This is a genomic window from Phenylobacterium deserti, assembly GCF_003254705.1.
Taxonomy (GTDB): Bacteria; Pseudomonadota; Alphaproteobacteria; order Caulobacterales; family Caulobacteraceae; genus Phenylobacterium; species Phenylobacterium deserti.
Map to the genome: position 1 here is coordinate 549,200 of NZ_QFYR01000002.1, position 21,352 is coordinate 570,551.

21 protein-coding genes are annotated in these 21,352 nt (G+C 68.0%); 11 read left to right on the forward strand and 10 right to left on the reverse strand.

What is annotated here, in order from left to right; genetic code table 11:
- Window positions 1-110 precede the first annotated feature (110 nt).
- Both gltA and gltX read right to left on the reverse strand, forming a co-directional pair.
- On the reverse strand, window positions 111-1,394 hold the full coding sequence (gltA, locus tag DJ018_RS12295) for a citrate synthase (RefSeq protein ID WP_111515234.1): 1,284 nt from the start codon (window positions 1,392-1,394) through the stop codon (window positions 111-113).
- Window positions 1,395-1,450: 56 nt separating this feature from the next.
- Complete coding sequence (gltX, locus tag DJ018_RS12300) at window positions 1,451-2,863, reverse strand: glutamate--tRNA ligase (protein WP_240609541.1); 1,413 nt, start codon at window positions 2,861-2,863, stop codon at window positions 1,451-1,453.
- Between the two features lie 118 nt (window positions 2,864-2,981).
- Here gltX and DJ018_RS12305 point away from each other — a divergent pair, with 118 nt between their 5' ends.
- Complete coding sequence (locus DJ018_RS12305) at window positions 2,982-5,054, forward strand: ComEC/Rec2 family competence protein (RefSeq protein ID WP_240609533.1); 2,073 nt, start codon at window positions 2,982-2,984, stop codon at window positions 5,052-5,054.
- Here the strand turns inward: DJ018_RS12305 and DJ018_RS12310 are convergent.
- From DJ018_RS12310 to DJ018_RS12330, 5 genes are all read right to left on the reverse strand, one after another.
- Window positions 5,051-5,356 (reverse strand): hypothetical protein, encoded by a 306-nt coding sequence (locus tag DJ018_RS12310; protein ID WP_111515237.1) that lies wholly within the window; start codon window positions 5,354-5,356, stop codon window positions 5,051-5,053. The genes DJ018_RS12305 and DJ018_RS12310 overlap by 4 nt on opposite strands.
- Before the next feature lie 67 nt (window positions 5,357-5,423).
- Window positions 5,424-6,113 carry a transcriptional repressor LexA gene (gene lexA, locus DJ018_RS12315; protein ID WP_111515238.1) on the reverse strand — a complete coding sequence of 230 codons (690 nt, stop codon included), beginning with the start codon at window positions 6,111-6,113 and terminating at the stop codon, window positions 5,424-5,426.
- A 149-nt stretch (window positions 6,114-6,262) separates the two neighbouring features.
- Window positions 6,263-7,054, reverse strand: a complete 792-nt coding sequence (gene trpC, locus DJ018_RS12320) for an indole-3-glycerol phosphate synthase TrpC (RefSeq protein WP_111515239.1) — start codon at window positions 7,052-7,054, stop codon at window positions 6,263-6,265.
- Complete coding sequence (trpD, locus tag DJ018_RS12325; RefSeq protein WP_111515240.1) at window positions 7,051-8,076, reverse strand: anthranilate phosphoribosyltransferase; 1,026 nt, start codon at window positions 8,074-8,076, stop codon at window positions 7,051-7,053. The genes trpC and trpD overlap by 4 nt, the downstream gene beginning before the upstream one ends.
- Window positions 8,077-8,083: 7 nt before the next feature.
- Window positions 8,084-8,674, reverse strand: a complete 591-nt coding sequence (locus DJ018_RS12330; RefSeq protein WP_111515241.1) for an anthranilate synthase component II — start codon at window positions 8,672-8,674, stop codon at window positions 8,084-8,086.
- A gap of 76 nt (window positions 8,675-8,750) precedes the next feature.
- On the opposite strand from DJ018_RS12330, the gene DJ018_RS12335 reads away from it, so the two are divergent.
- Window positions 8,751-8,954 (forward strand): hypothetical protein, encoded by a 204-nt coding sequence (locus DJ018_RS12335; RefSeq protein ID WP_133254281.1) that lies wholly within the window; start codon window positions 8,751-8,753, stop codon window positions 8,952-8,954.
- On the opposite strand, the gene trpE is transcribed toward DJ018_RS12335, so the two are convergent.
- Together trpE and DJ018_RS12345 are read right to left on the reverse strand one after the other, a co-directional pair.
- Window positions 8,955-10,487, reverse strand: a complete 1,533-nt coding sequence (trpE, locus tag DJ018_RS12340; RefSeq protein WP_111515243.1) for an anthranilate synthase component I — start codon at window positions 10,485-10,487, stop codon at window positions 8,955-8,957.
- Window positions 10,484-12,406, reverse strand: coding sequence for a peptidylprolyl isomerase (locus DJ018_RS12345; RefSeq protein ID WP_111515244.1), 1,923 nt, complete (start codon window positions 12,404-12,406; stop codon window positions 10,484-10,486). The genes trpE and DJ018_RS12345 overlap by 4 nt, the downstream gene beginning before the upstream one ends.
- A gap of 137 nt (window positions 12,407-12,543) precedes the next feature.
- On the opposite strand from DJ018_RS12345, the gene tpiA reads away from it, so the two are divergent.
- Window positions 12,544-13,287 (forward strand): triose-phosphate isomerase, encoded by a 744-nt coding sequence (tpiA, locus tag DJ018_RS12350; protein ID WP_111515245.1) that lies wholly within the window; start codon window positions 12,544-12,546, stop codon window positions 13,285-13,287.
- Window positions 13,288-13,346: 59 nt separating this feature from the next.
- On the opposite strand, the gene DJ018_RS12355 is transcribed toward tpiA, so the two are convergent.
- The gene (locus DJ018_RS12355) at window positions 13,347-13,886 is read right to left on the reverse strand and encodes a GNAT family N-acetyltransferase (RefSeq protein WP_111515246.1); all 540 of its coding nucleotides are present in this window, start codon (window positions 13,884-13,886) and stop codon (window positions 13,347-13,349) included.
- Window positions 13,887-14,002: 116 nt separating this feature from the next.
- On the opposite strand from DJ018_RS12355, the gene secG reads away from it, so the two are divergent.
- From secG to DJ018_RS12395, 8 genes are all read left to right on the forward strand, one after another.
- Entirely contained in the window at window positions 14,003-14,464 is a 462-nt protein-coding gene (gene secG, locus DJ018_RS12360) for a preprotein translocase subunit SecG (protein WP_111515247.1), read from the forward strand.
- A gap of 63 nt (window positions 14,465-14,527) precedes the next feature.
- Window positions 14,528-16,165: a CTP synthase gene (locus DJ018_RS12365; protein ID WP_111515248.1), complete on the forward strand. Its 1,638-nt coding sequence runs from the start codon at window positions 14,528-14,530 to the stop codon at window positions 16,163-16,165.
- Window positions 16,166-16,205: 40 nt separating this feature from the next.
- Complete coding sequence (locus tag DJ018_RS12370; RefSeq protein ID WP_111515249.1) at window positions 16,206-16,544, forward strand: MmcQ/YjbR family DNA-binding protein; 339 nt, start codon at window positions 16,206-16,208, stop codon at window positions 16,542-16,544.
- 90 nt (window positions 16,545-16,634) lie between these two features.
- Window positions 16,635-16,817: a 50S ribosomal protein L32 gene (gene rpmF / locus DJ018_RS12375; protein ID WP_111515250.1), complete on the forward strand. Its 183-nt coding sequence runs from the start codon at window positions 16,635-16,637 to the stop codon at window positions 16,815-16,817.
- 202 nt (window positions 16,818-17,019) lie between these two features.
- Window positions 17,020-18,300, forward strand: a complete 1,281-nt coding sequence (gene eno / locus DJ018_RS12380; protein ID WP_111515251.1) for a phosphopyruvate hydratase — start codon at window positions 17,020-17,022, stop codon at window positions 18,298-18,300.
- A 74-nt stretch (window positions 18,301-18,374) separates the two neighbouring features.
- A complete protein-coding gene (locus DJ018_RS12385) occupies window positions 18,375-18,671 on the forward strand; it encodes an FtsB family cell division protein (RefSeq protein ID WP_111515252.1) in 297 nt (98 codons plus the stop codon).
- Between the two features lie 75 nt (window positions 18,672-18,746).
- Window positions 18,747-19,763, forward strand: coding sequence for a pyruvate dehydrogenase (acetyl-transferring) E1 component subunit alpha (pdhA, locus tag DJ018_RS12390; RefSeq protein ID WP_111515312.1), 1,017 nt, complete (start codon window positions 18,747-18,749; stop codon window positions 19,761-19,763).
- Window positions 19,760-21,190: a pyruvate dehydrogenase complex E1 component subunit beta gene (locus DJ018_RS12395; RefSeq protein WP_111515253.1), complete on the forward strand. Its 1,431-nt coding sequence runs from the start codon at window positions 19,760-19,762 to the stop codon at window positions 21,188-21,190. Before pdhA ends, DJ018_RS12395 begins: the two co-directional genes overlap by 4 nt.
- The last annotated feature ends 162 nt before the right edge of the window (window positions 21,191-21,352 follow it).

Here is a 21,352-nt window from a genome sequence, read left to right on the forward strand (position 1 = left end):
AGCAACGCTTCCGCTGCGTCAACTCGGCGGAAAGTCGTAGCCGGCCTCTCAACGAAACAGGCCCGCGCCTTGCGGCGCGGGCCTTGGATCTTCAACTGTCCAGCGCCGGCTTAGCCGCGCTGGTCGACCGCCACGTAATCACGCTGCGGCGCACCGGTGTAGAGCTGGCGCGGACGGCCGATCTTCTGGGACGGATCCTCGATCATTTCCTTCCACTGGGCGATCCAGCCAACGGTCCGCGCCAGAGCGAACAGAACGGTGAACATGTCCGGCGGGAAGCCGAGGGCCCGCAGGGTGATGCCCGAGTAGAAGTCGACGTTCGGGTAGAGCTTGCGCTCGACGAAATACGGATCGTTGAGCGCGATCTGCTCGAGCTCCATGGCCACCTTCAGCAGCGGGTCGTCCGCATGGCCGACTTCCGCCAGGACCTCGTGGCAGGTCTTCTGCATGACCTTCGCGCGCGGGTCGTAGTTCTTGTAGACCCGGTGGCCGAAGCCCATCAGCCGGTACTTCCGATCCTTCACGCCCTGGACGTACTCGGGGATGCGATCGACCGTGCCGATCTCCTGCAGCATGTTCAGCGCTTCTTCGTTCGCGCCGCCGTGGCTCGGGCCCCAGAGGCAGGCGATGCCGGCTGCGATACAGGCGAACGGGTTCGCGCCCGACGAGCCGGCGAGGCGGACAGTCGAGGTCGACGCGTTCTGCTCGTGGTCCGCGTGCAGGATGAAGATGCGGTCCATGGCGCGGGTCAGGACCGGGTTCGGCTTCCAATCCTCGGCCGGCACCGAGAAGCACATCCGCAGGAAGTTCTCAGAGTAGGACAGTTCGTTGCGCGGGAACACGAACGGCTGACCCTTGGAGTACTTGAACGCCCGGGCGGCGATCGTCGGCATCTTGGCGATCATGCGATGCGCCGAGATGATCCGCTGCTCCGGATCGTTGATGTTGGTGCTGTCGTGATAGAAGGCCGAAAGGGCGCCCACGGCGCCGACCATGATCGCCATCGGGTGGGCGTCGCGACGGAAGCCCATGAAGAAGCGATCGAACTGCTCATGCACCATCGTGTGGTACGTGATGTTGTGCTCGAACTCGGTGAACTCCGCCGCGCTCGGCAGTTCGCCGTGCAGCAGCAGGTAGCAGACCTCGAGGAAGTTCGACTTCTCCGCCAGCTGGTCGATGGGGTAGCCGCGGTGCAGCAGCACGCCCTTGTCGCCGTCGATGAAGGTGATCTTGCTTTCGCAGCTCGCCGTCGACGTGAAGCCGGGGTCGTAGGTGAAGGTGTCGGTCTCGGCGTACAGCTTCCGGATATCGACAACGTCCGGGCCGAGCGTGCCCTTCATCACCGGGAGCTCGACGTTCTTGCCCTCGATGTCGATCTTCGCCGTATCGCCCATGCCATCCTCACTTGTATGAGTTTTCGAACGCGCGTTTCGCGCTGCGTTATACCGCTTTACTGCGCCTGCGAAAGCGCATCGTCCATACGGCCAAGGCTTTCATCCCGTCCCAGGGCAACGAAAGTGCTCGCCAGGTCCGGTGCAGGGGCTCCCCCAGACAACACTGCTCTCAGAGCAGGCCCAAATTTGCCGATGCCGACGCCTTCCGACTCCGCGAAGTCGCGGATGCGGGCTTCCAGAGCCGGGATTTCCCAGGCCTCTTCAGCCACCGCATCTCGCAAGCGCGAAAGCCGAGCTTTGGTTTCGTCCGTGAGCATGCCGCGGGCCTTTTCCGGCAGCTCGACCGGCCGGCGCTTCAGCACGAACAGCACCGCGTCCGCGAGCTCCAGGGTGGTCTTGGCGCCGTCACGCACCAGCGGGATCGCCCGCTCGATCACGGCGAGGTCGGCTTCGCGCACCTGCACGTCGCGGCTCTTCAGGATCTGGACCACCAGTCCGGTCAGCCGGGCAGAGTCCGCTTGGCGGATATAGTGGTTGTTCAGGTGGTTCAGCTTGGCCCAGTCCAGGCGCGCCGGCGCACCGACCACGTCCTTGATGTCGAACCAGGCGATGGCCTGCTCGTCGGAGAAAATCTCGTCGTCGCCGTGACCCCAGCCGAGCTTGGCCAGGTAGTTTCGCATGGCTTCCGGCAGGTAGCCCATGTCGTCGAACTCGCTGACCGCCTGCGCTCCATGGCGCTTAGACAGCTTGGCCCCGTCCGGCCCGTGGATCAGCGGCAGGTGCGCCCAGGTCGGCGTCGCCCAATCCATGCCCTGATAGATCAGCGTCTGGCGGGCCGCGTTGGCCAGGTGGTCGTCCCCGCGGATCACGTGGGTGACCCCCATGTCATGGTCATCCACCACCACCGCGAGATTGTAGGTGGGCGTGCCGTCCGACCGCAGGATGATCAGGTCGTCCAGCTGACTGTTCTGGAACGTCACCGGCCCCTTCACCTGGTCGTCGATGACCGTCTCGCCTTGCAGGGGGCTCTTCAGGCGCACGGCGAACGGGCGATCCGGATAGGTCGCCGGGTCGGCGTCCCGCCACGGCGAGCGGACCACCCGGCCTTCCGCCCGGGCGCGCTCACGCTCAGCTTCCAGCTCCTCAGCTGTCATGTAGTCGCGATAGGCGCCGCCGTTTGCGAGCAAGGCCTCCGCCACCTCGCGATGACGCGCGGCGCGGGCGAACTGGAACACCGGCTCTTCGTCAGCTTCGAGCCCCAGCCACTTCAAGCCGTCGAAGATCACCTGCACGGCGGCCTCGGTGGACCGCTCGCGATCGGTGTCCTCGATGCGCAGCAGGAACTTGCCGCCGGTATGTTTGGCGTAAAGCCAGTTGAAAAGCGCCGTGCGGGCCGTGCCAATATGCATGGAGCCGGTGGGCGAGGGGGCGATCCGGGTGACGACGGGGCGGTCGGACATAGAGCTAATGGAGGCTTCGGCTGCGCCGGCGCCAGCGGCCGGCCTATGGGGCGGGCCTCTTAGCACGTCGATTCGGCGCCCTCCTAGCCTTGGCCGGGCCCAGCGGTGGCTCGGCGATCAGGCCGCCATGCAGCTGGATCGCTGGACCTTGTGGACCCCGGTCGCGTTCGGCCTGGGCGCGGCGCTCTACTTCAGCCTGCCGCGCGAGCCCCTGGCGCTCGTCGCCTGGGCAGGCCTGACCATCACCGCAGTTCTGCTGGCCCTCGCGGCGGTCAGCCATCCGCGCGGGGCGAAGATCGTCCTTGTCCTGGCGGCCTGCGCCATTGGCGGCTTCAGCGCCGCGAAGGTGCGGACCGAACGGGTGGCTGCGCCCATCGCGCCGCCCGCCGCCGGCGCGCAACGTCTGGAAGGCTGGGTGGTCGATGTGGCCGCGCCCGGGGAGGGCGGGCAGCGCCTGCTGATCGCGCCCTACAGGATCGGCGACTGGTCGCCTGAGGCCACTCCGGCTCGCGTCCGGGTCACCCTGCGCCCTGGTGCGTACCTTCCATCGCCGGGTGCGCCGGTGCGCCTGCTGGCGTTGATCAATCCGCCGCCGCCGCCGGCAAGCCCTGGCTCCTACGACTTCGCCCGCGACGCCTTCTTCGAAAGCGTCGGCGGCGTCGGCCTAGCGTTGTCGCCGCCGGTTACCTGGGAGCCGCAAGCTCCAGCGCCCTGGCGGCTGCGTCTGACGATGGCCGTCAACGCCGCCCGGTGGGAGCTCTCGCGCCGGATCGTTGACACCCTGGGGCCCGAGACGGGCGGGCTGGCCGCAGCCATGACGACGGGGCAAGAGGCCTTTCTGCCCCGGGAGCAGGTGGAGGACCTGCGCACCGCGGGTCTCGCCCACATCATCTCCATCAGCGGCCTGCACATGGCCATCGTGGGCGGCTTCGCCTTTGCACTCGCCCGCCTGCTGATCGCCGCCTGGCCATGGCTGGCCCTCCGTGTCAGCGGCAAGAAGGTCGCCGCCATCGTGGGGCTCGCCGCCGTCGGGGGCTACCTGCTGCTGTCCGGTGCGCCGCCGCCGGCTGTGCGCGCCGCAGTCACGGCGTCGGTCGCCTTCTGCGCCATCCTTGTGGATCGGCAAGCCATCAGCCTTCACGCGCTGGCGCTTGCCGCCATGGCGGTGTTGTTGATCCAGCCGGAAGCGGTGACCGAACCGGGCTTCCAGATGTCCTTCGCAGCGACGGCGGCGCTGGTCGCTCTTGCGGAAGCCTGGCCGCGCCCGGCCCGTGAGATCAACACGCCCTGGCCGATCCGCCTGGTTCAGGCGATTGGCGTATGGCTCGCCGCAAGCCTCGGGGCGAGCTTCGTTGCCGGCGTTGCGACGGGGCCTATCGCCATGCACCACTTCAACCGCGTGGCGACTTGGGGCCTCATCTCCAACTTGGCCGCGGCGCCGGTCTCGTCCTTCCTGATGATGCCGGCCCTCGCGCTGGGCGCGGCCCTCACGCCGGTTGGCTTGGGCGAGCTTCCGCTGGCGGCCGCCGGCTTCGCCATCAGCCTTCTGAACCGTATCGCCCAGGCGGCGGCCGCCGCGCCCTTTGCGGAGCTGGTGGTGTCCAGTGGTCCCGGCTGGACGCTGCCGGCCGCGTTTCTTGGCATCCTGTGGCTTTGCCTCTGGCGCGGGCGCTTGCGCTGGCTGGGGCTGCCTCTGGCGCTGTCGGTATCCCTTGCGCCGCGCCCACCTGCGCCAGCCGCGTGGGTCAGCGCAGACGGCGCCGCGGTCGCCGTCCGCACGGGCGGCGAGGCCCTGCTGCTGCGACCCGACGTGAAGCTGTTCGGGGCGGAGCTCTGGGCGCGTCGTCATGGACTGGCAGTGCAGGACCCTGCGCGCCGGGACGCGGCCTTCAACTGCGATCGGTGGAGCTGCGCACCGCAGGCAGGCGCGCCGGTGGCCCTGGCGGCGGCCTGGAACCTCAAGCGACCGCTCGCCGACGGACGCGCTCAAGCGCTCTGCAGTTCGGCGGAGGTGCTGATCTGGCGGGGCCCGACGCCGCCGCCGAACTGCGGCGCGCGCCTTGTGCTCTCCGCGGCCGACTTCCAGCGGGGCGGCGCGGCCGAACTCTATCGCAGCTCGGATGGCACATGGCGCGCGGTCTGGGCCCAGGACCTGCGCGGACGCCGGCCCTGGACCTGGGGCTCTGACCCGCAGCCTTAGTGCTGCTGTTCGGCTCCCGGGGTGCTCGGCGTCGGGCTTGCTGTGGGATCCGCCGTGGCGGGCGTCTCAGGGGTGGCGGTGGCCGCAGGACTGGCGGGGCCGGGCGTGGGCGTCGGTGCGCTGTTCGGCACGGGCGCGGTTGCCGAGTCGGTGGCGGCGGCCTGGCTCGCGGCATCGGCTGCCGACAGGGTGTCGGATGTGGCGGTGGTTGGGGTAGCCGCGGTGGTCTCTTCGGCCGGCTTGCTGCAAGCGGCGGCCGCAAGGCTCAAAGCGGCCAGGGCCGCGAAGGTGGTGATGCGCATGAGGTCTGCTCCCGGTTCCGGCCCCGACGCGCGCTGAACGCGCCGGGTATGGCCGAGGTTGCCGACCTTAGTGGTAGCGGCGGATCAGGCCCACCAGGCGCCCCTGCACGGACACTTGGTCCGGCCCGAAGATGCGGGTCTCATAGGCCGGGTTGGCGGCCTCGAGGGCGATCGACGCGCCCTTCTTGCGCAGGCGCTTCAGCGTGGCTTCCTCGCCATTCACCAGCGCCACGACGATGTCGCCGGAGTTGGCGTTGTCCGTCTTGCGGATCACCACGAAGTCACCGTCCAGGATGCCGGCGTTGATCATCGAGTCCCCAGCGATCTCCAGAACGAAGTGCTCGCCGGCCCCCAGGATGGCTTCCGGCACCGGCAAGCGGTCACGCTCCTGCTGGATCGCCTCGATCGGCGTGCCGGCGGCGATGCGGCCAAGGATCGGCAGGTCTCGGGTGTCGTTCGCCGCGACCGGCATGGCGGCGCTTGCTTCAACGAGCTGCGGCTTGAATGGCGCTCGCCCCTTTGGCGGCGCGGCCGTGGTCGCCTGCTGCGGCAGCTTGACCACCTCCAGCGCGCGGGCGCGATGCGGCAAACGGCGAAGGAAGCCACGCTCTTCCAGCGCCGTGATCAGCCGATGGATGCCGGACTTGGACGCCAGGTCTAGCGCTTCCTTCATCTCGTCAAAGGACGGCGAGACGCCGGTTTCCTTGATGCGCTCATGGATGAACATGAGCAGTTCGTGCTGCTTACGCGTGAGCATGGCGGCGACACCTCGGAACAAGGCGCTTCGAGGAACAAAGCGCAAACGTTATCGATGTTCTCTAGGTGTTCTTCATTAATGTCAAGTTACCCACAGAGCCGCTGAATCTTCAGGGCTATTTTTGTTCCGGCAGAGCTCGACCGGGCGACTCAGGCTGCCAGCAGGGTCCGGGTGGCGACGGCCACGTCGGCCTGACGCATCAGGCTTTCGCCGACAAGCATGGCGCTGGCGCCGCAGCGTTCGAGCCGCTGCACATCCTGCGACGTGAAGATCCCGCTCTCGGTGACCAGCAGGGCGCCTTGAGGGGTTTCCGCGGCCAGCTGCTCCGTCACCGCCAGATCGACATGGAAGCTGCGCAGGTCGCGGTTATTCACGCCCACCAGGTCAGCGCCGAGCCGGCCGGCGCGAGCCATCTCCGCGCTGTCGTGCACTTCCACCAGCGCGTCCATGCCGAATCGGCGGGCCTCCGCCATCAGTTCGGCCGCCAGCCCGTCGTCGATCATCGCCAGGATCACCAGAATGGCGTCGGCGCCCAGGGCGCGGCTCTCGGCGACCTGCCACGGATCGACCAGGAAATCCTTGCGGATGCAGGGCAGGGCGACGGCGGCCCGCGCGCCCACCAGAAAGTCGTCCGCCCCCTGGAAGCTCGGCCCGTCGGTCAGAACGGAAAGGCAGGATGCGCCGCCCGTCTCATAAGCCTGGGCCAGGGCGGGCGGATCGAAGTCCTCCCGGATCAGCCCCTTGGACGGCGAGGCCTTCTTGATCTCTGCGATCAACGCCAAACGGCCAGGCGCATGGTCGCGCGCCAGGGCCGCACGGAACCCGCGAGGCGCCGACGCCTCCGCCGCTGCGCGCTCCAATTCGGCCAGCGGACGCTCAGCCTTGCGGCCGGCGACGTCCTCGCGCTTGTAGGCGGCGATCTTGGCGAGAATGTCGGTCATGCGGGCTGCGGCTCGTGGGTGATCTGGACGAGGCGCTCCAGCGCCTGGGCGGCGCGCCCGTCGTCGAGCACCTGTCCGGCCAGCTCGACGCCTTCGCGCACGGTCTCGACCTTGTCGGCGATCAGGAATGCGGCGGCGGCGTTCAGCATGACGATGTCGCGATACGCGCCTTTCGCGCCGGCCAGCAGCTCGCGGAGGGCCTGCGCGTTGTGCGCCGGCGGTCCGCCGGTGATGTCCGCCAGCGCCGCGCGGGGCAGGCCGACGGCCTCAGGCGTGATGCGGAACAGCCGGACCTGGCCATTGCGCCATTCGGCCACCTGGGTCTCGCCTGTGGTGGTCAGCTCGTCCATTCCCTGGCCATGCACGGTCCAGGCCCGCTCGGCCCCCAGCGCGCCCAGCACCCGGGCCAGCGGCTCCACCCACCGGGTGTCATAGACGCCCAGCAGCTGCCGCCGCGCGCCCGCCGGATTGGTCAGTGGCCCCAGCAGGTTGAACACGGTGCGGAAGCCGAGCTCCGCCCGGATCGGGCTCACATGGCGCATGGCCCCGTGGTGCGCCTGGGCGAACAGGAAGCAGATGTTGGCTTCCTCCAGCGCCTTGAGCTGCAGCTCGCGCGGGGCGGAGATGTTGACGCCCAGCTCGGCCAGCACGTCGGCGGTGCCGGATTTTGAGGACAGAGCCCGGTTGCCGTGCTTGGCCACCTTCAACCCGCCGCCGGCCGCCACGAAGCTCACCGCCGTGGAGACGTTCAGCGTGTGCAGCCCGTCGCCGCCCGTCCCGCACACGTCGATCGTGTCGAACGGGTGATCCAGCATCACGGCCGCGCGGCGCATGGCCCGGGCGCAGGCGGTGATCTCGCCGATGGTCTCGCCGCGCATCCGCATGGCGGTCAGGGCGGCGGCGACCTGGGCGGGTGTGGGCTCACCGCGCAGGCAGGCGGCGAAGAAGTCGCCCGCATCCTCTTCGGACAGGGTCGCACCGTCGGCCAGGCGGCTCAGCAGGGGCTTGAAAGCGTCGGACACGGCGGGCTCAGACGTGAACCGGGCGCCTCACGCCGGCCATGTCGAGGAAGTTGGCCAGCAGCTCATGGCCGCATTCAGTGGCGATCGACTCGGGGTGGAACTGCACGCCCTGGATAGGGCGGGTCTTGTGCTGCACGCCCATGATGATCCCGTCCTCGGTCCAGGCGGTGATCTCCAGGTGCTCGGGCAGCTGCTCGTTCTCCACCACCAGGCTGTGGTAGCGCGTCGCCGTGAAGGGGTTCTTCAGGTCCTTGAAGACGCCCTTGTTGTTGTGATGGATCTGGCTGGTCTTGCCATGCATCACGGCGCGGGCGCGGATCACCTCGCCGCCGAACGCCTGGCCGATGGCCTGATGGCCGAGGCAGACGCCCATGATCGGCAGGGCCTCGGGGGCGTTCTGCAGCAGGGGCAGGCAGATACCGGCCTCATTGGGCGTGCAGGGGCCCGGCGACAGCAGGACGCCTTCAGGCTTCAGCTGGAGCGCTTCGTCGATGCTGATCGCATCGTTGCGGACGACGCGCGTCTCGGCCCCAAGCTCGTTCAGATAGTGAACGAGGTTGTAGGTGAAGCTGTCGTAGTTATCGATCACCAGGATCATGCGCCCTCTCTAGGCCCTGGCGTCGGCGTCGCCAAGCGGCATGGCGTGCGGCGCGGATTGGACCGATCTTCCGCAAATGGAGACGAACGATTCGGCCCTCAACCCCGAGGAGATGGCCCGCGCCCGCAAGCTGCTCAGGTCGAAGCCGAAGGTGGAGCGCATGTGGCCTGTCGTGGCCGCGGCCGGGTTCGCCGCCTTTTGCGCCCTGGCCTTCGCCACGGCGATGATCATGGCCCCGCCGGTGATCACCGAACACGTGGTGGAAAGCGCTCCGAAGTAGCTATTCGAAGCGCCAGCTTTCCTCTGCCGCCCGGCGCAGCGCCCGGGCCTTGTGCAGGGTCTCGTCGTACTCGGCGTCGGCATCGCTGTCGGCCACCACGCCGCCGCCCGACTGGACGTACATGGTCCCGTCCTTGAACAGCGCCGTCCGCAGCACGATGCAGGTGTCGACCGAACCGTCCGCCCCGAAATAGCCGACGCCGCCGGCATAGCCGATGCCGCGCTTCTCGATCTCGAGCTCGTCGATGATCTCCATGGCCCGCACCTTGGGCGCGCCGGAAAGGGTGCCGGCGGGCAGGGCGGCCATGACCACGTCCACCGGGTCGAGCCCGTCAGGCGCGTCGCCCTCGACGTTGGAGACCAGGTGCATGACGTGGCTGTAGCGCTCGACGAAGAAGCTGTCGGTGACGCGCACCCGCGGACCCCGGGACACCTGCGGCGCCTCGTTGGTGCCTGCCTGCTTCAGCATGGCGACACGGCCCACGTCGTTGCGGCCGAGGTCCAGCAGCATCAGGTGTTCGGCTCGCTCCTTCGGGTCCGCCCGCAGCTCGGCCTCGAGCGCGGCGTCCTCCTCCGGCGTCTTGCCACGCGGACGGGTGCCGGCGATCGGCCGGATGGTGATCTTGCCGTCCCGCATCCGCACTAGGATCTCGGGCGAGGAGCCGGCCAGCTGGAAGTCGCCGAAGTTCAGGAAGAACAGGAACGGCGAGGGATTCATCCGCCGCAGGCTGCGGTACAGGGCGAACGGATCGCGGCTGAACGGCGAGCGGAAGCGGTGGCTGGGCACCACCTGGAAGATATCGCCGGCCCGGATGTACTCCTTGGCCTGGGCGACCATCTCCCGATAGCGCTCGCGCGAGACGGGCGTCGTGAACTGGTCGGGTTCGGGCTGCCCGCTGCGGCTGAGCGGCGGCGCCGGCTTGCGCAGATCCAGCAGCACCGCCTCGATGCGCGCTTGCGCGGCCGCATAGGCGTCCTCGGCCGAACGGCCGTCCGGCCGGACCGGCGTCACCAGGATGATCTCCTGGGCGATCGCGTCGAAGATCGCCACGATGGAGGGGCGGGTCATCACCCCGTCCGGGAGGCCCAGCGTGTCCGGGTTGACGTTCGGCAGGTGCTCGACCAGCCGGATCATGTCGTAACCGACCGCTCCGTAGACCCCGGCCGAGGGCGGCGGCAGGCTTGCGGGCAGCTCGATGCGCGAGCGGGCGACGAGGTCGCGCAAGGAGTCCAGCGCACCGCCCGGCTGCGGGGTGAAACGCCCAGATTCGATGTCCGCGCCTTCGGCGATCTCGGCTTCGTCGCCGCGGCAGCGCCACACCAGATCCGGGTTCAATGTGATGATCGAATAGCGCCCGCGCCAGGCGCCGCCTTCCACCGACTCGAACAGAAAGGCGTAGGGCCGCCCGTGTCCGATCTTCAGGTAGGCGGAGACCGGCGTCTCGAGGTCGTCGATCAGCCGGGTCCAGACGACCTGCGGAGCGCCCGCCTGATAGGCGGCCTGGAAGTCCGCGAACGCGGGCTCGATCGTCACTTCGACGACCCCTTCTGACCTTCCGGCGTGCTGGCGGGCGCCAGGCCGATGGCGCTGCGCGCCAGGTCGTAGTTCACCTTCGGCTTGATCTTGTCGCGGCCGCCGGTGCGGGCGCTCTGGATCATTTCCTGGATCAGGGTCTGGGTCATCTGCTGGCGAGCCAGTTCGACGCCCTGCACCAGCATCGGACCGCCGCCGGGGCGCACCGCATCCACCTTGCCGATCGCAAAGCCGGTGGCGGCGGCGCGAACGCTGAACACCTCGCCCGGCTTCACCGACAGGGCTTGGCCCAGCACAGGCTGAGGCGTGCCCTGCTGCTGGCCGGCGTTCTGGCGCGACACGTTGGTCACGCGCACCACGCGGCCGCCGGCGGAGGCGGCGAGGGCGTCCAGGCTCTCACCCTTGCGGGCACGGGCCGCCAGCTCGTTGGCGCGGGTCTCCAGGCGCTGCGCGAGCTCACGGCCCGTCCAGGCCTGCGCCAGTTGCGGCCGGATCTCGGCCAGCGGCGGCATGGACGGCGCGATCACACGCTCCACCCGAACCGCAAAGTACTCGTTCTCGCCAGCGTCCGTGACTTCGCTTTCACCCCCAGACGGCAGGCCGAATGCGGTATCCACCAGCTTCTGGTTCAGACCCGCCACCGGCTGGCCTTGCGGATCGCGGCCGTCGCGCGAAACCGGGCCGATGGTCACCGTCGGGGCGCCGGCCTTTTGGGCCGCTTCCGACAGGTTGGCGCCGGCCTGGTGGGCTTCGTCATAAGCCTGGCTGAGCGCATAGGCGTGCTCGGCGGCGGCGTCGCGGCGCAGCTCTGCTTCCAGAGCGGGGCGCGCTTCCTCGAAGCTGACCGACCGGCCGGGCGTCACCGCCAGCACCTTGACCACGGCAAGGCCGATTTCACCCTGCACGGGCGCCGCCTGGCCGGCCGGCATCTGGAAAGCGGCCTGGCCGATGCGGCGATCGGCGATCGCCGTCTGCGGCTTGTCGGCATAGTTGATCGCGTCGACCTTCAGCGAGCGGGCGACGGCAGCTGGATCCTCACCGCGGCCAAGCCGGGCGACGATCTGCTGGGCCGTCGCCTGGTCGCGCGCAGGGATCTGCACAATGGTCCGGCGCTCGGGCGTCGAGAAGGTGTCCTTGCGGTAGTCGTAGCGCTTGCGCAGCGCGTCTTCCGTGATGTTGACGGGGGCGTTGGCGTTCAGCGCCGGGCTGAAGCGCACCACGGTCAGCACCCGGAACTCGGGCCGAGTCAGCTGCTCGCGGTTCTCGTTCATGAACGCGGTCAGCTGGGCGTCGGTGGGCGCGGCCGGCGCGGGGACGCTGGACTGCGGCAGCATGAAGTAGCTGAAGTCGCGATCTTCCAGGACATAGACCGCAGCCATCGCCGAATAGGCCCGCGGCGCGCGCACGCCGTTCACCAGGGCGGCGGCCACGTGCTGCTCGGCCAGCTGGTCACGCACTTCGCGCTCGAACTCTTCCGGCGTCAGACCGTTCTCACCCAAGCGTTGCTGATACTGCTTGCGATCAAACCGGCCCGACACTGGGTCGAAGAAGGCCTGGATCTTCTGGATCTCGCCCGCGATCAGCTTGTCCGAGGGGTGGAGACCGATCTTGCGCATCAGTTCGGCGAAGGAGGCGCTCAGGGCCAGGTCGTCGGCCAGACGCTTGTCGAAGCCGTTCTCCGCCGCCATTTCGGCCGTGATCGGCTGGCCTGCTCGCTGCTCCAGCTGCGTGCGCATCTGGTCGAAAGCGCGCTTGAACTCGGCTGTGTTCACTTCGCGCGAGCCGGCCTTCACCACCGTGTTGGCGTTGCCGGCGCGGAACACGTCCGTGATGCCGAAGATCGCGAAGCTGACGATCAGCAAGCCGATGAGCACGGCTGCGACCCAGGACTTCGCAAAGGCGCGGATAGCGGCGAGCATGAAATCCCTTTCCGGGGCGCAAGAGTGGGCGCCGGTATAGTGGAGGCCGCTCTGCGACCGCAAGCGCGTGACAGAGCTGCGTCGCTGCCTTAACCGCAGCGAACCAAAGAAAAAATAATCTAACTAGGGGAATAGTAATGAGGGAGCCTGTCCCGCTGATCGCGGGGAATTGGAAAATGAATGGCCTCGCCAGCTCCGCTGCGGAGGCCAAGGCGATCGCCGAGGGTATCGGCGGCACGCGGGCAAGGGTCGCGGTTTGTCCCCCTGCCATCCTCACGCACCGGATCAGCGAGGCGCTGGCCGACTCGCCCGTGATCGTCGGCGGCCAGGACGCCCACTGGGACGACGCCGGCGCCTTCACTGGCGACATCTCCGCCGAGATGCTCGCCGACGCCGGCGCAAAGCTCGTGATCCTCGGCCACTCCGAGCGCCGCCAGGGCTACCGGGAAACCGACGAGGTGGTGCGCCGCAAGGTGCTCGCCGCCCTGCGCGCCGGGCTCGAGCCGCTGGTCTGCGTGGGCGAGACGCTGGAAGAGCATGACGCGGGTCAAGCGCACGCGGTCGTCACCCGACAGGTGAGGGGCTCTCTGCCCCCGGAGCTGAAGGGGACGCCCTTCGCCATCGGCTACGAGCCGGTTTGGGCGATCGGCACGGGCCGCACGCCCACCTGCGGCCAGATCGAGCAGATCCACCGCGCTATCCGGGACACCCTGGTGGATATTTTCGGGGAAGACGGCGCGTCGGTTCCGATTCTCTACGGCGGCTCGGTGAAGCCCTCCAACGCGGCCGAGATCCTTCACACGGCTGAAGTCGGCGGCGCCCTGGTGGGCGGCGCTTCGCTGAAGGCCGACGAGTTCCTGGAGATCGTACGGGCGCTCTAGAGCTGCCGAGCGGCCTTTCGCTTCTGACAAGCGAGGGGCCGCTCTCCTGATGCGTCGCTTTAGAGAAGCACCCCGAACAGGCGGCAGTCGCGCCGGTCGCCGTCCTTTAGAACGTGCCCCCGCAGCAGGCCTTCCTTCTGGAAGCCCAGCTTGGCCAGCAGGTTCTCCGAGCGCCGGTTGCCCAGGTGCGTTCGCGCCGTCAGCTTCCTCAGGCCGTTGGACGCCGCATAGGCGATCACCGTGCGCATGCTCTCCAGAGCGAACCCCTGGCCCCACGCCTCGCGGCTCAGCATGAAGCCCACCTCGGCGCGTTTGTGCCGGCGGTCGATCTCCGTCAGCCCGCAGCAGCCGATGAAGCCCTCTGCATCCAACGCGCGCATGGACCAGTGCAGGGCCAGGCCCTGGCGCATCTGGGCGACCTGACTGGCCACGATTTCGGCGACCAGGTCTGGATCATCCACCTCGGGGCTGTCCCAATACGCCATGACTTCCGGGTCATCCATTAGAGGGAAGATGTCGGAAGCGTCTTCAGGCGTGAGGGGCGAGAGGCGGAGCCGTTCGGTCTCGAGGATGGGTAAGCGCTGCGGTTCGAGAATCATGGCTTGCGAAGGGTGTGCGACGACCTAGGTATGGCGTCGGCCCACGCTCGGTGATAGAGCGCGCGCTTCATTTCGGGTCGGTGTGGCCGCCCGAACGCACCGGATGCCCAAGTTCCATGCTGCTGAACCTTCTGCTTGTCCTCGAGATCCTGGTCAGCCTCGCCCTGGTGGGCGTGGTGCTCCTGCAGCGCTCTGAAGGCGGCGCGCTGGGCATGGGCGGCGGTCCGTCGGGCTTCATGACGGCGCGCGGCGCGGGCGACCTGCTGACCCGCATCACCTGGATCCTAGGCGCGAGCTTCTTTGTCCTGGCCCTGCTGCTGACCATCGTCGCCGGCCGTCAGAGCGGCGCCTCCTCGGTGGTGGATCGCCTGAAGATCGATCCTCTGGACACCAACACCCTGAACCAGCCGGTGGCTCCGGCCCCCGCGCCCGGCGGCGCCGCGGCTCCGGCCGGCCAGGCTCCGCTGCAAGCGCCGACCCCCACCGTTCGCAACCCCTTCCTCGGCGATCAGCCGGCGACGGGCGCCGCGCCGGCCATCGCGCCGTCTCCGGCTCCGGCCGCCCCGGCCCAGCAGTAAGCGGTGGATGGATTGATAAGTCGCAGGGGCCTCAGCCTCGAATCGCGGCTAATCTGAACGCCCATGGCCCGGTACATTTTCATCACCGGCGGCGTGGTCTCTTCCCTTGGTAAAGGTCTCGCGTCCGCCGCTCTCGGCGCGCTCCTCCAAGCACGTGGCTACAAGGTCCGCCTCCGCAAGCTCGACCCGTATCTGAACGTCGATCCGGGGACGATGTCCCCGTATCAGCACGGCGAGGTCTTCGTGACCGACGACGGCGCTGAGACCGACCTCGATCTCGGGCACTACGAGCGGTTCACGGGCGTCAACGCGACGCGCGCGGACAACATCACCACCGGTCAGATCTACAAGACGATCATCGAGAAGGAGCGTCGCGGGGACTACCTCGGCGCCACCGTCCAGGTGATTCCGCACGTGACCGGCGAGATCAAAGATTTCGTCCTGTCCGATCCGGGCGAGGGCGTGGACTTCGTGCTGATCGAGGTCGGCGGCACTGTCGGCGACATCGAAGGCCTGCCGTTCTTCGAGGCGATCCGCCAGTTGGGGCAGGAGCTGCCCCGCGGCCACGCCTGCTACATCCATCTGACGCTGCTGCCGTACATCAAGACGGCCGGCGAGATGAAAACCAAGCCGACCCAGCACTCGGTCAAGGAGCTGCGCTCCATCGGCATTCAGCCGGACATCCTGCTGTGCCGGTGCGAGCAGCCGATTCCCGAGGGTGAGCGGCGCAAGATCGCGCAGTTCTGCAACGTCCGGCCCAGCGCCGTGATCGAGGCGATGGACAGCCCGAACCTCTACCACGTCCCCCTGGACTACCACCTGCAGGGACTGGACCGGGAAGTGCTGGACGTCTTCGGCCTGCACGATGCGCCGGCCCCCGACCTGACGCGCTGGGAGCAGATCTCCCACACCCTGCGCAATCCCGACGGCGAAGTGAATATCGCCATCGTCGGCAAGTACACCGGCCTGACCGACGCCTATAAGTCGCTGGTCGAGGCGCTGATCCACGGCGGCGTCGCCAACAACGTGCGGGTCCGGTTCGACTGGATCGAGGGCGAGGCCTTCGAGAAGGACGAGGAGCTCATCGGCGAGCGACTCACCGGCGTGCACGGCGTTCTGGTGCCCGGCGCCTTCGGCGAGCGCGGCTCGGAAGGCATGATCCGCGCCGTCCAGTTCGCCCGCGAGCACGAGATCCCCTATTTCGGCATCTGCTTCGGCATGCAGATGGCGATGATCGAGGCCGCCCGGAACCTGGCCGGCCTGAAGCACGCCTCCTCCACCGAGTTCGGCCCGACTTCGGAGCCGATCGTTGGCCTCATGACCGAATGGGTGCGCGGCAACGAAAAGGAAGTCCGCCGCGCCGGCGACGACCTGGGCGGCACCATGCGCTGCGGCTCTTACGAGGCGGTGCTGACCCCCGGATCGCACGTCGAGCGGATCTACGGCTCTCCCGCCATCTCCGAGCGTCACCGGCACCGGTATGAAGTGAACATCAAGTACCGCGAGACGATCGAGAACACCGGCCTGAAGTTCTCCGGCCTGTCGCCCGATGGCGTCCTGCCGGAAATCTGCGAGCGCCCGGATCACCCGTGGTTCGTCGGCGTCCAGTTCCACCCGGAGCTCAAGAGCCGTCCCTTCGATCCGCACCCGCTGTTCGCCAGCTTCATCGGCGCCGCTAAAGAACGCAGCCGCCTCGTCTGACGCCTCTCCCCAGGTGGGGCAGGGGTGCTAGGCTGAGGCCATGGCCACGATCGACGACGTCCGGCGCCTTGCGCTGTCTCTGCCCGAGACGGCCGAGGCGCCGCACTTCGCCAAGACGTCCTTCCGCGTCAGCGCCAGGATATTCGCCACTTGGGCTGACGGCCAGCCGCTGATGTTGAAGCTCGAGCCCGAGGACCAGGCCAACCTCGTGGCCGACGATCCAGCCCGAATCGCTCCGGTCCCCGGCGTCTGGGGCCGTCGTGGCTGCACCTTCATCCAGCTCGAATCACTGGAGCCGGAGCGGCTGGAGACGCTGGTTCGTCTCGCCTGGGCGGCCACCGCGCCCAAACGTCTACACAAGTCGCTCGGCCGCGCTTGATCCCGCAGCCGGTTTCATGCATAAGCGCGCGCTCACAGCGGCGGCCCCGGTTGGCCGCCGTGACCATTTCCACGCCTGCGAGATACGTCCATGGCCGTTCCTAAGCGAAAAACCTCGCCGTCCCGGCGCAACATGCGGCGCTCGCACCACGCGCTCGGCGCCAACTCCTTTGTCGAGGACAAGGAGACCGGTGAACTGAAGCGTCCGCACCATGTCGATCTGAAGACCGGCATGTACAAGGGCCGCCAGGTCCTGACGCCGAAGGAAGACTAAGGTCTTCGGCGGCGCTTCTCGCGCCGCAGCACTGATTTCAAGCGGCCCCGCCTGGCGACAGGCGGGGCCGTTTCGTTTGTAACGAAGCATTGCTTGGGCAAAAATCTTGCTCTGTTAGCGGTATAAGCGGTCAGTCAGGGTTGTTCCCTGCGGCTGTCGTCGGGTAAGCCTCCGCGGCCCCCGACAGACAAGGACGCACCGCATGACCGAGATCGTCGATATCAACGCCCGCGAGATCCTGGACAGCCGCGGCAATCCGACGGTCGAGGTCGACGTCATTCTCGAGGACGGCTCCATGGGCCGCGCGGCGGTTCCGTCCGGCGCGTCCACCGGCGCCCATGAGGCGGTCGAGAAGCGCGACGGCGAGAAGAATCGCTACAACGGCAAGGGCGTGCGCCAGGCCGTCGAAGCGGTGAACGGCGAGATCTACGACGCCCTGGCCGGCGTTGACGCCGAAGACCAGCGCCGCGTCGACTCGGTGCTCATTGAACTGGACGGCACGCCCAACAAGAGCCGCCTCGGTGCCAACGCCATCCTGGGCGTCAGCCTGGCCACCGCCAAAGCCGCGGCCAGCTCGGCCGCCCTGCCGCTCTACAAGTACGTCGGCGGCGTCTCCGCCCGCGTCCTGCCGGTGCCGATGATGAACATCATCAACGGCGGCGCCCACGCCGACAATCCGATCGACATCCAGGAATTCATGATCCTGCCGACCGGCGCGGTCACCTTCGCCGAAGGCCTGCGCATGGGCGCGGAGATCTTCCACGGCCTGAAAAAGGCGCTGCACGACGCCGGTCTGAACACCAACGTCGGCGACGAGGGCGGCTTCGCCCCGAACCTGTCCAGCGCCGAAGACGCCCTGGCCTTCATCGTGAAGGCCGGTGAAGCGGTCGGCTACAAGGTCGGCGACGACTTCGTCCTGGGCCTCGACGTGGCCTCCACCGAGTTCTTCAAGGGCGGCAAGTACGTCATGGAAGGCGAGGGCAAGACGGTCGACGCCGGCGGCATGGTCGACTACCTGGCCGGCCTGGTCTCCAAGTTCCCGATCGTCACCATCGAGGACGGCTGCGCCGAGGACGACTTCGAAGGCTGGAAGCTGCTGACCGATCGCCTGGGCGCCAAGGTTCAGCTGGTCGGCGACGACCTGTTCGTCACCAACCCGGCCCGCCTGTCCGACGGCATCCAGCGCGGCGTGGGCAACTCGATCCTGGTGAAGGTCAACCAGATCGGCACCCTGTCCGAGACCCTCGACGCGGTCGATATGGCCCACCGCGCCGGCTACACGGCCGTGATGAGCCACCGCTCGGGGGAGACCGAGGACTCCACCATCGCGGACCTGGCGGTCGCCACCAACTGCGGTCAGATCAAGACCGGCTCGCTGGCCCGCTCGGACCGCACCGCCAAGTACAACCAGCTGCTGCGCATCGAGGAGGAGCTGGGCGACCAGGCCATCTACCTCGGCCGCAAGGCTCTCAAGGTATCCTGAAGGGATGCAGAGGGTTAGCGCGTCGTTAAGCACGATCGGGCAAAAGTCCGGCGCATCCTTCCGAGGGATTCGTCTTGCTCGCCCGTCTTCGTCCTTATCTGCCGACCGCGGCCCTCGCGTTCCTCATCTTCTACTTCGCGTTCCACGCCTTCACCGGGGATCAGGGGCTCCTGAGCTCGAGCAAGCGCGACGAGACGCTGGTTCAGAAGACCAAGGAGTTGGCTGCGCTCCAGGCGCAGCGAAACGATCTCGAGGCTCGCGCGAAGTTGTTGCGGGACACCTCTCTCTCCGCCGACTTGTTGGAGGAGAGGGCGCGGTCCCTGCTAGGCTTCGCCGACCCAAGGGACTATGTGATCAGATTGAAGCCCTGAGGCTGCCTTCGTGGCGGCCCGCAAAGGGCCCCAGGAAGGCACCACGGAGGACGTATGGCGCGTAAGCAGACCGGCATGTTCGGTCAGCGGAAAGCCGCGAGCGCCGATCAGCCCACGCCGGGCGTCGGCAAGGACGAGCTGCTCAAATATTACCGGGACATGCTGCTGATCCGCCGCTTCGAGGAGCGGGCCGGGCAGCTCTACGGCATGGGCCTCATCGGCGGCTTCTGCCACCTGTACATCGGGCAGGAAGCTGTCGCGGTGGGCGTGCAGGCGGTGAAGGAGCAGGGCGATCAGGTGATCACCGGCTACCGTGACCACGGCCACATGCTGGCCTGCGGCATGGACCCGCGCGAGGTCATGGCCGAGCTCACGGGCCGCATTGGCGGCTCGTCCAAGGGCAAGGGCGGCTCCATGCACATGTTCTCGATGGAAGCCGACTTCTACGGCGGTCACGGGATCGTGGGCGCGCAGGTCAGCCTCGGCACCGGCCTGGCTCTCGCCAACAAGTACCGGAAGAACGGGAAGGTCTCCTTCACCTACTTCGGCGACGGCGCGGCCAACCAGGGCCAGGTCTACGAGAGCTTCAACATGGCCGAGCTCTGGCAGCTTCCGGTGGTCTACATCATCGAGAACAACCAGTACGCCATGGGCACCTCGATCGAGCGCTCCTCGGCCGAAACGCGCCTGCACATGCGCGGCGCCTCGTTCCGCATTCCGGGCGAGGAAGTCGACGGCATGGACGTGCTGGCGGTGAAGGCCGCGGCCGCCAAGGCCGCCGAGCACGCCCGTTCGGGCAACGGTCCGTACATCCTCGAGATGAAGACCTACCGCTACCGGGGCCACTCCATGTCGGACCCGGCCAAGTACCGCACGCGTGAGGAAGTCGACGAGGTGCGCAAGACCCGCGACCCCATCGACCTTGTGGAAGAGATGCTGGAACAGCACGGCTACGCCGACGAAGGCGCCCTGAAGGCGATCGACGCCGAAGTGAAGCGGATCGTCGCCGACTCGGCCGAATTCGCCCGCACCAGCCCCGAACCCGATCCTTCCGAGCTCTACACCGACGTCTACACGGAGGCGCGCGCGTGACTGACGTATTGATGCCCGCGCTCTCTCCGACGATGGAAGAGGGCACCCTCGCCAAGTGGCACATCAAGGCCGGCGACCAGGTCCGCTCCGGCGATGTGATCGCCGAGATCGAGACCGACAAGGCCACCATGGAAGTCGAAGCCGTGGACGAAGGCACGGTCGAGGCCATCCTGGTGCCGGAAGGCTCCGAGGGCGTGAAGGTCAACACCCCCATCGCCCGTCTCGCGGGTGAGGACGGCGCGGCCAAGGCCACGGCTTCCGGCGGCCCGGGCGCGACGGAAACCGACACCGTGTCCGGCCAGCCCTTCCAGAAGGAGCCTTCGGGCGACGAGGAAAAGAAGGGCCCGTCCGAGGCGCAAGCCGAACGTCCGGAAGGCGAGGGCCCCGCGGCCGTGCGTCCCGCGGCCGAGGCGCTCAAGGATCCGGAACTTCCGGAAGGCGTGAACCTGGTGAAGACCACCGTGCGCGACGCCCTGCGCGACGCCATGGCGGAAGAGATGCGCCGCGACCCGGACGTCTTCCTGATGGGCGAGGAAGTCGCCCAGTACCAGGGCGCCTACAAGGTCAGCCGCGACCTCCTGCAGGAGTTCGGCGAACAGCGGGTGATCGACACCCCGATCACTGAGTACGGCTTCGCGGGCCTAGGCGTGGGCGCGGCGATGACGGGCCTCAAGCCCATCGTCGAGTTCATGACCTTCAACTTCGCCATGCAGGCGATCGACCACATCATCAACTCGGCCGCCAAGACGCTCTACATGTCTGGCGGTCAGCTGAGGACGTCGGTCGTGTTCCGCGGTCCCAACGGCGCCGCCGCCCGCGTGGCCGCCCAGCACAGCCAGGACTACGCCGCGTGGTACGGCCATGTGCCGGGCCTCAAGGTGATTGCGCCGTACGACGCGGCCGACGCCAAGGGCCTGCTCAAGGCGGCCATCCGCGACCCGAACCCCGTGGTCTTCCTGGAGCACGAGATGCTCTACGGCCAGGAGTTCGACGTGCCGGAAGGCGTCGACTGGGTGCTGCCGATCGGCAAGGCCAAGGTCCGCCGCGAGGGAACGGGCGTCACCATCGTCGCCTACTCGCGCATGGTCGGGCTGGCGCTCAAGGCGGCTGAAGAGCTGGCCCAGGAGGGGATCGAGGCGGAGGTCGTGGACCTGCGCACCATCCGCCCGATGGACTACGCCACGGTCATCGAGAGCGTGAAGAAGACCAACCGGCTGGTCACCGTCGAGGAAGGCTGGGGCCCGATGGGCGTCGGCGCCGAGATCGCGGCCAAGGTCACGGAAGAAGCCTTCGACTACCTGGACGCCCCGCCCGCGCGGGTCTGTCAGGAAGACGTGCCGCTTCCCTACGCGGCCAACCTGGAAGCCCTCTCGCTGCCTTCGGTCGAGAAGATCGTGAAGGCGGCCAAGGCGGTCTCCTACAAATGAGCCTGGGAGACGGCTTCTCCCTGAGGGCCCGCCGCTTCGACGCGTGCGCCGCCCGCAGGGGGACGTCGTCTCTCCACCATCAAGGGTCCGGATCGCAGGCGGCGCGCCGTCCGATCCTGATCCGTGTGGACACCGGAACCGGACGCCTTGCGGGCCGGACCG